We start from the raw sequence: 11,660 nt of genomic DNA on the forward strand, positions 1-11,660 counted from the left end.
GCGTCAGGGAGTCGTCTGGGACGGGGGCGCGGCCCGCGAGGCGAGCCACACCAGCAGCAGCACCGGCACCCCCAGCAAGGCCGTGGCAACAAAGAAGTGCTGGTATCCCAAAGCATCCACATAGCGCCCCGAATATCCGGCCAAAAATTTGGGGGCCAGCAGCATCATCGAACTGAATATCGCGTATTGCGTGGCTGAGTAGTTGAGGTTTGTCAAACTGGAGAGGTAAGCAATAAAAGCCGCCGAGGCAATCCCGCTGGAGAGGTTGTCAGCTGACACCACGAAGATCAACGAGGTGACGTCGTGCCCCTGTGACCCGAGCCAGGCAAACAGCAGGTTGCTGGCGGCGCTCAAGGCCGCACCCAGCATCAGCACCCGCATCACGCCCAGACGCATGGACAGCACACCGCCCACAAAGGCCCCCACCAGCGTCATGATGACGCCATAGATTTTGGTCACGGCGGCCACTTCGTCTTTGGTGTAGCCCATGTCGACATAAAACGGGTTGGCCATGATGCCCATGACGACATCGCTGATGCGGTACACCGCAATAAGGGCCAGGATCAGCATGGCCTGCTTGCCGTAGCGGCGCAGGAAATCGGCAAAGGGCTCGACCAGCGCACTCTGCAGCCACTCGGCCACATTTTTGGAGGGCGCCAGCACGCGGTGGCTGGGCTCAGGGGAGAGCAACACCGTCACCATGCCCACCAGCATGCTGGCCGCCATGGCCAGGTAGGCCGTTTGCCAAGCGCCATGCTGGTACCCGACCAGCCCCACCACCTCGGCCCGGGCGGCCACCCACAGCACACCGGCACCAGCCCAGATCATGGCCAGGCGGTAGCCAGTCTGGTAGGCCGCCGCCAGCGCAGCCTGGCGGTCGGTGTTGGCGGACTCAATGCGAAAGGCATCCAGCGCAATGTCCTGGGTGGCAGACCCAAAAGCCACCGCCAGGGCGCCCCACACCACCGGCTGCAAGGCCACCTGGGGGTCATTGAACGACATGGCCACCAGGCCCACCATCACGGCCAGTTGCGCCAGCAGCAGCCAGCTGCGCCGACGCCCCAGCCAGCGTGTCAACAAGGGAATGGGGAGACGATCCACCAGCGGCGCCCACACCCACTTGAAAGCGTAGGCCAGACCGACCCAGCTCAAATAACCAATCGTGGTGCGGTCAATGCCGGCCTCGCGCAACCAGAAACTCAGGGTGCCCAGCACCAACAGCAAGGGCAATCCGGCAGAAAACCCCAAGAACAACATCCGAAGGGTGGAGGGCTCAAGGTAAACCTTGAAGGTGGTGAGCCAGGAAGGCTTGATTTGGGGGGCGTCGGCGGCACTTGAGGTCATGCGGGAATAATACGCGCAGCTCCATCCCCTCTTTTTTGGCGACCCAGCATGTCCAACACCTCACTTTTAGCCCAGCCATTGCGCCGCCAGCTAGCCCTGCGGGCCTGTGCCTTGATACTGGTTTTGTCGTCGCCCTTCACCCTGGCCCTCGCACGCGACGGCGTGGACGTGGGGGACAACTCGGCCTTCAGCAAGCTGGTACCGGCAGATACCGTGGAGCGCTCCGCCGGCCAGCAATACGCCCAGATGCTGCAGGAAGCGGCCAACGGGAATGCGCTGGCTGGTGCCAACAACACCCAGGTACGGCGCCTGCGCGCCATTGCCAAAAACATCATTCCCTTTGCGGTGGACTGGAACCCGCGCGCCCGGGACTGGCGCTGGGAGGTGAACCTGATTGGCAGCAAGCAGATCAACGCGTTTTGCATGCCCGGCGGCAAGATTGCCTTTTACAGCGGCATCCTGGAGCAACTCAAGCTGACCGACAACGAAGTTGCCATGGTCATGGGCCACGAAATTGCCCACGCCCTGCGTGAACACGCCCGTGAACGCATGGGCAAGAACGCCGCCACCGGCATTGGTGCCAGCTTGCTCAGCCAGGTTCTCGGCCTGGGCCAGCTCGGACAGACGGTGACCAACTACGGCGCGCAGTTGCTGACCCTGCAATTCAGCCGCGACGACGAGTCCGAAGCCGACCTGGTGGGCATGGAACTGGCTGCCCGCGCCGGTTATGACCCCCGGGCAGGCATCACGCTCTGGCAAAAAATGGGGGCCGCCAGCAAAGGCGCGCCACCGCAGTGGCTGTCCACGCACCCCGCAGGCAGCACCCGGATTGGCGACATCGAAGCCAACCTGCCCAAGGTCATGCCGCTTTACGAGCAGGCCAAACGGGGTTGACCTCCCTCTTATTTATAAGAAATAGGGCTGTAGCCCAGGTAGATAGTGCGTTAGTAGCTATTAATTTAATAGCATACTCCATCATGATCGGCGCATGGTCCGAGAATTTCTCTGGCTTGTAGATCGCATGTGACCGTGCCAAGGCAGCGAACGCTGGCTTCGCCAAATGGGTAGTTGCCGCGAAAGAACAGCTGCATCCTTAGGCTCTTGCAGTGATGGCACGTTTGATTTTTTTGCATCAATCTCCGGCATCTGTGCAGGCAATTTGACAGACGAATCCCGCGACGCTGACTGTCGGAATTTTTTACATAGAAAATATAAACTGGCGACATGCAACTCGCAACTCCAATTGAAACAAACATTTACATTTTGTGGCCCAAAATTTGCTTAACTTGATAGTTATCAAAAAATCACAAATTAATCCTCCTCTTTTTCCATCAAGGCATCAAACCGTGTTTAACAAAATCAAATCGTTGGCCGCATTGAGCGTCGTTGCTCTTGCATTCTTTGCATCACCCTCCAGCGCTACTGTGGTGGATTTCACGGGCTTGTCCAACTTCGGGAATTACACCGAAAACGGAATGGTCATGACATCTAACTCCGTTTGGAATTGGCCGGGCGCCAATATGGCGCATATGGACAGTGGTGTGGCCATTTTCAAATTGTTGTCGAATGACGACTTCAACCTGACCAGCGTCGACATGATCAGCAGCGGCGGCAACGGCCCTGCGCAATTTGGCGCTTACAACAATGGCTCTTTGCTGGGGACCGTTAACATCAGCGGCAATGCTGGAACTTATTCTTTCGGCAACCTATTTAGTGGCATTGACGAGTTTCGCGTTACCGTGATTAGCAGCCACTTCACTTATGACAACATCAACTTCGCCGCAGCCAACAAAATTCCTGAGCCTGGCACTCTTGCCTTGATGGGACTCAGCTTGGTTGGTCTGGCGTTGGCCCGTAAGCGTAAAAACGCATAAAACGGCTGCCCCGCAAGGGACAAGCAGCAAAGACCGCCTTGTCGCGCGTCAGCTAACAGCATTGCTTCTAAGGCTGTGTAAAAAGGGATGGATTAAACCATCCCTTTTTTTATAACATTTCCGACGTTGGCACCGTTAGCGGGGCCAGTCGTAGTCAATCGTGATCGGCGCATGGTCCGAGAATTTCTCTTCCTTGTAAATCGCATGTGACCGGGCCAGGGCAGCCAGCGCTGGCGTCGCCAGGTGGTAGTCCAGCCGCCAGCCGACGTTTTTCGCGTAAGCTTGGCCTCGGTTGCTCCACCAGGTGTAGGCCTCATCGGTGGCCGTGGGTTCGAGTTGCCGGTACACATCGACCATGCCCGCCTCGCTGAGCAGCCTGGTCATCCAGGCCCGCTCTTCGGGCAGGAAACCGGAGTTCTTGCGATTGCCTTTCCAGTTTTTCAGGTCGATTTCCTGATGGGCAATGTTCACATCGCCGCACAGGATGAACTCGCGCCCCGACTTGAGTCCGTGCAGGTGCGGAAAGAACTCTTCGAGGAACCGGAATTTGGCTTGCTGGCGCTCCTCGCCCGACGACCCGCTGGGGAAGTAGCAACTGATGATGGAGCGCTTTTGCTGTGGCGTGTCAAAACGCAGCTCCACGTAGCGGCCCTCGGCATCAAATTCGGGTGAGCCATGGCCCACAATCACATCGGTGGGTTCCTGGCGGGTGTACACGCCAACGCCGGAATAACCTTTTTTCTCGGCAAAGTGAAAGTGCCCCTTGAGCCCCGCCAGCTCTTCAAAGCGGCCCTGGACATCCGCGGCCTGCGCCTTGACTTCCTGTACGCAAATACAATCGGGACTGGTTTTGGCCAGCCAGGCCTCAAGGCCTTTGGTGGTGGCGGAGCGGATACCGTTGAGGTTGAGGCTGGTTAATTTAAACAAGGAATTCCCATGTCGATAAGTGTTGCAGCAAAAGCGGGTCAGGCCCCATCCCAGGATGGACTGGCGCAAGACTTTGTGCAGTTTGCAGTTGATTGTGGCGTGCTGCGCTTTGGCGAATTCAAGACCAAGGCGGGCCGCATGAGCCCCTATTTCTTCAATGCCGGCCTGTTTGACGATGGTGCCAAGCTCGGGCGGCTGGCGCAATTTTATGCGCAGCGTCTGTTGGCCAGCGGTATTGAATTCGACATGATTTTCGGGCCCGCCTACAAAGGTATTCCGCTGGGCGCGGCACTGGCCGTCGAACTGGCCCGCCTCGGCCACAACGTGCCTTTTGCCTACAACCGCAAGGAGGCCAAAGACCACGGCGAGGGCGGCACCCTGGTTGGCGCGCCCTTGAAGGGGCGTGTGCTGATTGTGGATGACGTGATGTCGGCGGGCACGGCGGTGCGTGAATCCATCGCCATCATCCAGGCCGCTGGCGCCACGGCGCACGCCGTCGTCATCGCCCTGGACCGCCAGGAAAAAGCCACCGAAAACGGCGTGGATGTCGAGCACAGTGCCGTTCAATACGTCAAGAACCAGCTCGGCATGCACGTGTGTGCCATTGCGAAACTGGCTGATTTGATGCAGTATCTTGAAAGGCACAGCGCGGGCGGACTCGCTGCAGACCACCAGCGCGTTCTGGCCTACCGACAACGTTACGGCGTGGAAGAAAGTTAAGCATGTTCAGACCGACCGGGTATGCCAGGTTCACCTTCAGGCACGAGCTTGCGGGTGCCGCCACGGTCTTGCTGCTGGTCGCCCTGTCCGGCGTCAACGCCGTGCAGGCACAGGAAAGCACGCAACAAGGCATCTACACCTGCACCGACGCCCGTGGCCGCAAGCTGACATCCGATCGACCCATTGCCGAGTGCAATGACCGTGAACAAAAGGTCCTCAATCCCAGCGGGACGGTGAAGACCCGGGTGGGACCCACCCTGACCGCGCATGAGCGCGCCGACCTGGACGCCAAAGAAAAAGCGGACCAGGAGGTACGGGCTCTGTCCAACGAAGAGAAGCGGCGTGACCGCGCTTTGCTGATCCGCTACCCCAACAAAGCCGTCCATGACAAAGAACGCGCCGAGGCGCTGGCCCAGATCGATGTGGTCAAACAGGCGGCCATCAAGCGGGTGGACGAGTTGATGCGCCAGCGCGTGGCCATCAACGACGAAATGGAGTTTTACAAAAAAGACCCCAGCAAAGCGCCCTCCTCCGTGCGTCGCCAATTGGATGAAGTGACCCAAAGCCTGGCGGTTCAGTGGCGCTTCATTGGCGATCAGGACATGGAGCTCAAACGCGTCAACACCCGGTTTGACGAAGAGCTGGTCCGCCTGAAACAGTTATGGGCCCTGCAGTTGCCCACCGTCCCGGCAGCGGCGGGTAAAACCCGCTGACGCGGGAGGTTGGACCGATCCCGCGAAAGGATCTCAGCCCAGCTTTTTGCGCAGCAGGTCGTTGACTTGCTGCGGATTGGCCTTGCCCTTGCTGCCTTTCATGATCTGGCCCACGAGCGCATTAAGCGCCTTGCCGTTGCCCGCCTTGTATTCCTCGACGTTTTTCGGGTTGGCGGCCAGCACATCATCAACAATTTTTTCCAGCTCGCTGGTGTCGTTCATTTGCTTGAGACCCTTGGCTTCAATCAGGGCAAGAGTCATCGCGCTCATCTCTGCGAAAGACCCCGCGACCAGCGCTTCTTCGCCCGTCCACAAGAGTTCAAACACTTGCTTCGCACCTGTATTGGATACGGTTCCATCGGTAACACGACTGATCAACGCAGCAAGTTGCAGCGCTCCTACAGGAGCTTTCGCAATCCCAGCATCACTGACATTCAAGCGGCGTGAAACTTCACCCATGATCCAGTTGCTGGCCAGCTTGGGCTGGCCGCAGGCCTTGGCAGTGGCTTCAAAATACGCCGCCATCTCACGGCTTTGGGTCAGTGCCGTGGCGTCGTATTCAGAGAGCTCGTAGTCCGTCACAAAACGCTGCGCCATGACCCGTGGCAACTCCGTCATCTCGGCGCGCACGCGTTGCACCCATTCATCTGCAATCACCAACGGCGGCAAATCCGGATCCGGAAAATACCGGTAGTCGGCCGCATCTTCTTTGGTGCGCATGGCGCGCGTTTCACCCGTATCGGGGTTGAACAGCACGGTCGCCTGCTGGATGGTGTGACCGTCCTCGATCTGTTCAATTTGCCAGCGCACTTCATAGTCGATGGCCTGCTGCATGAACTTGAAACTGTTCAGGTTCTTGATCTCGCGGCGTGTGCCCAAAGGCTCGCCCGGTTTGCGGACCGACACATTGGCATCGCAACGGAAGCTGCCTTCCTGCATGTTGCCGTCGCAAATACCAATCCAGGTGACGATCTTGTGCAGCTCCTTGGCGTAGGCCACCGCCTCGGCGCTGGAGCGCATGTCGGGCTGGGTCACAATTTCCAGCAAGGGCGTACCCGCACGATTCAAATCAATACCGGTTTGGCCAATGAAGTCCTCATGCAAGGACTTGCCTGCATCTTCTTCCAGATGGGCGCGCTCCAGACGGACCTCCATCTTTTCATCGCCCAGAAAAAACTCAATAACCCCGCCCTGCACCACCGGAATTTCAAACTGGCTGATCTGGTAGCCCTTGGGCAGGTCAGGGTAGAAATAGTTCTTGCGGGCAAAGATGCTGCGCGGCGCAATGTGGGCGCCAATCGCCAGACCAAACTGGATGGCCCGCTCCACCGCCCCCTTGTTCATCACCGGCAAGGTGCCGGGCAGCGCCAGATCCACGGCGCAGGCTTGCGTATTGGGCTCGGCACCAAACGCCGTGGCGGCACGGCTGAAAATTTTGGACTGGGTCGACAGCTGGGCATGGGTCTCAAAGCCAATCACGACTTCATAGCCCATCACCAAGGGTGACTTGACGGCCGCACGGGAAGGCAACGGCGCTTTTTCGACAAATTCATTCATGTTCAAAATCCCTGGGGCTTGGCGTTGTGCCAATCCGTAGCCTGCTGGAAACGATGCGCCACGTTCAGCAGCTTCGCCTCCTGCACATAATTTCCAATGAGTTGCATGCCCACGGGCATGTGGCCTGCGCCAAAACCGACGGGGATACTCATGCCGGGCAAACCGGCCAGCGAACCCGGCAAGGTAAAGATATCAGCCAGGTAATCAGCCAGTGGGTCATTGCCATGCCCGCCCAGCGTCCACGCCACCGTGGGTGCGACCGGACCGGCAATCACATCGCACACCTTGAAAGCCTGCTGGAAATCGTCGGCAATCATGCGACGGATCTTTTGCGCCTGCAGGTAGTACGCGTCGTAGTAACCGTGGGACAAAACATAGGCCCCGATCATGATGCGACGCTTGACCTCATCGCCGAACCCCTCGGCACGGGTCTTTTTGTACATATCAACCAGGTCGGTGTATTTGTCGGCGCGGTGGCCAAACTTCACACCGTCAAAACGGCTCAGATTGCTGGAGGCCTCGGCCGGGGCAATGATGTAGTAAACGGGAATGGACAGTTCGGTGCGGGGCAGCGAAATGGGAACGAGCTTCGCGCCCAGTTTTTCGTACTCTGCCAAGGCCGCATCGACCGCGGCACGAACGTCTGAAGCCAGACCTTCACCAAAAAATTCTTTGGGCACGCCAATGCGCAAACCTTCGATCGAGTCGTGCAGCGAACGAGTGAAGTTTTCAGCCGGCACTTCCAGCGATGTGGAATCGCGGTCCAGATCGGGGCCGCACATGGCAGAGAGAAGCAACGCGCAATCTTCGGCCGTACGCGCCATCGGACCGGCCTGATCCAGGCTGGAAGCAAACGCCACCATGCCGTAACGCGAAGCGCGGCCATAGGTGGGCTTGATGCCGGTGATACCGCAAAACGAAGCGGGCTGGCGAATGGAGCCCCCGGTATCCGTCCCGGTTGCTGCAGGCGCCAGCCGGGCCGCCACCGCTGCGGCGCTGCCACCCGACGACCCACCAGGCGTGCGGGTGATATCCCACGGATTTTGGACCTTGCCAAACGCCGAGTTTTCGTTAGCCGACCCCATCGCGAATTCGTCGCAATTGAGCTTGCCCAAGGTCACCACACCTTCACGAGCCAGCTTGTCGACCACCGTGGCATCAAAGGGCGACCGGTAGCCCGCCAGCATATTGGAGCCCGCTGTGGTGATGAAATCGCGGGTGACAAAAATATCCTTGTGTGCCACAGGAACGCCCAGCAGTGTCTGGGTGTCCCCTGCTGTGCCAGCTGCCAATGCCAGATCGGCAGCCCGGGCCTGGGCCAGGGTCGCCTCTTCGTTCATATCGAGAAACGCCCCCAAGGCGGCGTGGGCCTTGGCGCGCGCCATGAAGTGCCGGGCGGATTCGACCGCAGAAACCTTGCGCTGGCGCAACTGGGTGATCAGCTGGGCGACCGTCAGGTCGTGTAGTTCAGAAGTGCTGTTCGTCATTTTTTACTTTGGTGGGTCCGCGTATTACTCGATCACCTTGGGAACCAGAAACAACCCATGCTCCACGGCAGGCGCATTGCGCTGGTTGGCCTCGCGATTGTTCGGTTCGCTGACGCGGTCTTCGCGCAGACGCAATACGATGTCCTGGATGGTGGCCACCGGGTGAGCCAGAGGCTCCACACCGGCCGTGTCCACGGCGCGCATTTGCTCGACCAGATCAAAAAATCCATTGATCTGGGTCAGCATGCGCTCACTTTCTTCCGGCCTGAGTTCGAGTCGGGCAAGATTGGCAATTCGGGCGATGTCAGCAGAAGTCAGGGACATGACAGTTTTTCATTCGAAACCGGTTGTAATACACATCAGGAGAGGCGTAGTCGGCTTAAGTTTTGACAGGGGATGAGGTATTATCCCGCCTTTGGCTTTGACTCCGCGGCGCCGCGCGTTTTTGCCAGAAATATACGATTTTGAACCAGTCAATATGGTGATGGTCAGCCGAAGCGCTGGCCATGCCCGAGAGGATTTTTAATGTTTGGAGCATTCCGTCAGTACTTCTCCACTGACTTGGCGATTGACCTTGGTACCGCCAACACCCTGATTTACGTACGTGACAAAGGCATCGTGCTGGACGAGCCCTCAGTTGTCGCGATCCGCCACGAAGGCGGCCCGCAAGGCAAAAAAACCATTCAAGCCGTCGGCAAGGAAGCCAAAGCCATGCTGGGCAAGGTTCCCGGCAACATTGAGGCCATCCGCCCCATGAAAGACGGCGTGATTGCCGACTTCACGGTCACTGAGCAAATGCTCAAGCAATTCATCAAGATGGTGCACCCGCGCAGCATCTTCCGCCCGAGCCCCCGCATCATCATTTGCGTCCCCTGCGGCTCAACCCAGGTGGAACGTCGCGCCATTCGCGAATCAGCCCTGGGTGCTGGCGCCAGCGATGTGTATTTGATTGAAGAGCCGATGGCTGCCGCCATTGGCGCTGGCTTGCCCGTGAGCGAGGCCAGCGGTTCGATGGTCGTGGACATTGGCGGCGGCACCACCGAGGTCGGTGTGATCTCCCTGGGCGGCATGGTCTACAAAGGCAGTGTGCGTGTGGGTGGCGACAAGTTTGACGAAGCCATCATCAACTACATCCGTCGCAATTACGGCATGCTCATTGGTGAGCCCACGGCAGAAGCGATCAAAAAGAAAATTGGTTCGGCTTTTCCCGGCAGCGAAGTGCGCGAGATGGAAGTCCGTGGCCGTAACCTGTCTGAAGGTGTGCCACGCAGCTTCACGATCTCCAGCAACGAGATTCTGGAAGCCCTGACAGACCCGCTCAACAACATCGTGTCGGCCGTCAAGAACGCGCTGGAGCAGACGCCGCCCGAGCTGGGTGCAGACATTGCCGACCGCGGCATGATGCTCACCGGCGGTGGCGCCTTGTTGCGCGATCTGGACCGCCTGTTGGCTGAAGAGACAGGGCTGCCTGTCCTCGTCGCCGAAGATCCCCTGACCTGCGTGGTTCGGGGTTGCGGCATGGCGCTGGAGCAGATGGAGCGTCTGGGCTCCATTTTCACCAGCGAATAATTTTCAGGTGCAGCGATGCCACTTGGTACGCTGGACGGTACACCCCCCCCCTTCTTCAGACAGGGCCCCTCGGCCCTGTCCAAACTGACATTTTTCAGCGCCCTCGCGCTGTTTCTGATGGTGGCAGACACGCGATTTCACATCGCGCAACCCCTGCGAACGACCGTGGCAACGGCCCTGTACCCATTTCAGTGGCTGGCGTTACGCCCAGCAACGTGGGCGCAGGAGGGCGGCAAGTATTTCGAATCACTGCGCGCATCGCAAGCGGGCGAAGAAGCAGCTCGCCACCAGCTCGATTTGCAGTCTCAGCGCGCCAGCCAGGTCGAGCAACTCACGCTCGAAAACATGCGTCTGCGCCAGCTGATGGGGCTGCGCGACCGGATCACAAGTCCATCCCAGGCGGCACAGGTTCTGTACGACGCCGCCGACCCCTACACCCGCAAGGTCATCATTGACCGGGGCTTGCTCGATAAAGTGGAAGCCGGTTCTCCGGTTTTGGATGAAACCGGCGTATTGGGCCAGGTGACGCGGGTCTACCCGATGGTGAGCGAAGTGACCCTGGTGATCGACCGTGACCAGGCGATTCCCGTGCTCAACACACGCACTGGGGCGCGCGGCGTAGCCTTTGGCGACCCGGCCCCCCGTGCCGGGGCCCTGGAGCTGCGCTTCATGGCCGCCAACTCGGATGTCAAGGTGGGCGACCTGCTGACCACCAGCGGTGTTGACGGCGTCTACCCGCCCGGCTTGCCGGTGGCGCGGATAGAAAAAATTGAACGCAGGGTGGATTCAGGCTTCGCGCGCATCACCTGTGCCCCGCTGGCGCTGGTTTCAGGCGCGGGGCATGTCATGGTGCTCAAGGCGGTGACCTCACAGGTGGCACCGCGTCCCGTTGAACCAGCACCTGCCGGGCCAGTCCGCAAAGGCACGAAGCCATCATGATCATGCGTCCCGGCCAGCAGTTGCTGCTGCCCGCCAATCCACTCTTCATCTGGGCCACCTTGCTGCTGGCCCTGACCCTCAACATGCTGGAGAACATGGGCTTGTGGGGACGGGCCGCCTGGGTGCCCGACCTGTTGGCCCTGACGCTCGTGTTCTGGAGTGTCCATCAACCGCGGCGGGTCGGCATCGGTGTCGCCTTTGTTTTTGGCATCCTGATCGACGTTCACCAGGGCGCCATGCTGGGCCAGCATGCGCTGGCCTACACGGTACTGAGTTTTCTGGCCATTGCAATCCACCGCCGCCTGCTGTGGTTCAGCGTGCCATCGCAGGCGTTTCAGGTCTTGCCGTTGTTCGCAGCCGCTCATGCCATAGAGTTGGTCGTGCGCATGATTGCCGGGGGCGCGTTCCCGGGGCTCTGGATATTGCTGGCGCCATTGATGGAATCCCTGCTCTGGCCAGTCGTGAGCGTCTTCTTGCTGCTGCCCCAGCGAAGAGCGCCCAACCCTGATGCGCATCGGCCTCTCTAGACC

The 11,660-nt window shown here is 59.3% G+C and carries 12 protein-coding genes; 7 read left to right on the plus strand and 5 right to left on the minus strand.

The features are described 5' to 3' along the window. Positions 1–3: 3 nt before the first annotated feature. A complete protein-coding gene (locus tag AC097N_RS14855) occupies positions 4–1,344 on the minus strand; it encodes an AmpG family muropeptide MFS transporter (protein ID WP_479582222.1) in 1,341 nt (446 codons plus the stop codon). A 48-nt stretch (positions 1,345–1,392) separates the two neighbouring features. Here AC097N_RS14855 and AC097N_RS14860 point away from each other — a divergent pair, with 48 nt between their 5' ends. Further along, entirely contained in the window at positions 1,393–2,238 is an 846-nt protein-coding gene (locus AC097N_RS14860) for a M48 family metallopeptidase (protein ID WP_479582224.1), read from the plus strand. Positions 2,239–2,690: 452 nt separating this feature from the next. Then, the gene (locus AC097N_RS14865; protein WP_479582226.1) at positions 2,691–3,218 is read left to right on the plus strand and encodes a PEP-CTERM sorting domain-containing protein; all 528 of its coding nucleotides are present in this window, start codon (positions 2,691–2,693) and stop codon (positions 3,216–3,218) included. Positions 3,219–3,353: 135 nt separating this feature from the next. Here AC097N_RS14865 and AC097N_RS14870 read toward each other — a convergent pair whose 3' ends face one another. Then, positions 3,354–4,145: an exodeoxyribonuclease III gene (locus AC097N_RS14870; protein ID WP_479582229.1), complete on the minus strand. Its 792-nt coding sequence runs from the start codon at positions 4,143–4,145 to the stop codon at positions 3,354–3,356. Between the two features lie 9 nt (positions 4,146–4,154). Here AC097N_RS14870 and pyrE point away from each other — a divergent pair, with 9 nt between their 5' ends. Together pyrE and AC097N_RS14880 are read left to right on the plus strand one after the other, a co-directional pair. Further along, on the plus strand, positions 4,155–4,865 hold the full coding sequence (gene pyrE / locus AC097N_RS14875; RefSeq protein WP_479582230.1) for an orotate phosphoribosyltransferase: 711 nt from the start codon (positions 4,155–4,157) through the stop codon (positions 4,863–4,865). A 2-nt stretch (positions 4,866–4,867) separates the two neighbouring features. Next, entirely contained in the window at positions 4,868–5,578 is a 711-nt protein-coding gene (locus AC097N_RS14880) for a DUF4124 domain-containing protein (protein WP_479582232.1), read from the plus strand. 33 nt (positions 5,579–5,611) lie between these two features. Here the strand turns inward: AC097N_RS14880 and gatB are convergent, their stop codons facing one another. The 3 genes from gatB to gatC are packed head-to-tail and all read right to left on the minus strand — an operon-like array spanning position 5,612 to position 8,946. Continuing rightward, entirely contained in the window at positions 5,612–7,135 is a 1,524-nt protein-coding gene (gene gatB / locus AC097N_RS14885) for an Asp-tRNA(Asn)/Glu-tRNA(Gln) amidotransferase subunit GatB (RefSeq protein ID WP_479582234.1), read from the minus strand. A 2-nt stretch (positions 7,136–7,137) separates the two neighbouring features. Beyond that, the gene (gatA, locus tag AC097N_RS14890; protein ID WP_479582235.1) at positions 7,138–8,622 is read right to left on the minus strand and encodes an Asp-tRNA(Asn)/Glu-tRNA(Gln) amidotransferase subunit GatA; all 1,485 of its coding nucleotides are present in this window, start codon (positions 8,620–8,622) and stop codon (positions 7,138–7,140) included. Positions 8,623–8,646: 24 nt separating this feature from the next. Further along, the gene (gene gatC / locus AC097N_RS14895) at positions 8,647–8,946 is read right to left on the minus strand and encodes an Asp-tRNA(Asn)/Glu-tRNA(Gln) amidotransferase subunit GatC (protein WP_479582237.1); all 300 of its coding nucleotides are present in this window, start codon (positions 8,944–8,946) and stop codon (positions 8,647–8,649) included. 201 nt (positions 8,947–9,147) lie between these two features. Here gatC and AC097N_RS14900 point away from each other — a divergent pair, with 201 nt between their 5' ends. Genes AC097N_RS14900 through mreD form a run of 3 tightly spaced genes read left to right on the plus strand, consistent with a single transcriptional unit; the run spans position 9,148 to position 11,657 of the window. After that, a complete protein-coding gene (locus tag AC097N_RS14900) occupies positions 9,148–10,191 on the plus strand; it encodes a rod shape-determining protein (RefSeq protein ID WP_479582239.1) in 1,044 nt (347 codons plus the stop codon). A 15-nt stretch (positions 10,192–10,206) separates the two neighbouring features. Continuing rightward, a complete protein-coding gene (gene mreC, locus AC097N_RS14905) occupies positions 10,207–11,130 on the plus strand; it encodes a rod shape-determining protein MreC (RefSeq protein WP_479582242.1) in 924 nt (307 codons plus the stop codon). Beyond that, positions 11,127–11,657 carry a rod shape-determining protein MreD gene (gene mreD / locus AC097N_RS14910; protein ID WP_479582245.1) on the plus strand — a complete coding sequence of 177 codons (531 nt, stop codon included), beginning with the start codon at positions 11,127–11,129 and terminating at the stop codon, positions 11,655–11,657. Before mreC ends, mreD begins: the two co-directional genes overlap by 4 nt. The last annotated feature ends 3 nt before the right edge of the window (positions 11,658–11,660 follow it).

The sequence above is a fragment of the Rhodoferax sp. LS1R11 genome (assembly GCF_056521395.1).

Excerpts from the sequence above, each read along its gene's own strand:
- gatB (WP_479582234.1), bottom strand. The coding sequence starts at position 7,135 with ATGAATGAATTTGTCGAAAAAGCGCCGTTGCCTTCCCGTGCGGCCGTC.
- mreD (WP_479582245.1), top strand. The coding sequence starts at position 11,127 with ATGATCATGCGTCCCGGCCAGCAGTTGCTGCTGCCCGCCAATCCACTC.
- AC097N_RS14860 (WP_479582224.1), top strand. The coding sequence starts at position 1,393 with ATGTCCAACACCTCACTTTTAGCCCAGCCATTGCGCCGCCAGCTAGCC.
- mreC (WP_479582242.1), top strand. The coding sequence starts at position 10,207 with ATGCCACTTGGTACGCTGGACGGTACACCCCCCCCCTTCTTCAGACAG.
- gatA (WP_479582235.1), bottom strand. The coding sequence starts at position 8,622 with ATGACGAACAGCACTTCTGAACTACACGACCTGACGGTCGCCCAGCTG.
- AC097N_RS14900 (WP_479582239.1), top strand. The coding sequence starts at position 9,148 with ATGTTTGGAGCATTCCGTCAGTACTTCTCCACTGACTTGGCGATTGAC.
- AC097N_RS14855 (WP_479582222.1), bottom strand. The coding sequence starts at position 1,344 with ATGACCTCAAGTGCCGCCGACGCCCCCCAAATCAAGCCTTCCTGGCTC.
- pyrE (WP_479582230.1), top strand. The coding sequence starts at position 4,155 with ATGTCGATAAGTGTTGCAGCAAAAGCGGGTCAGGCCCCATCCCAGGAT.
- gatC (WP_479582237.1), bottom strand. The coding sequence starts at position 8,946 with ATGTCCCTGACTTCTGCTGACATCGCCCGAATTGCCAATCTTGCCCGA.
- AC097N_RS14880 (WP_479582232.1), top strand. The coding sequence starts at position 4,868 with ATGTTCAGACCGACCGGGTATGCCAGGTTCACCTTCAGGCACGAGCTT.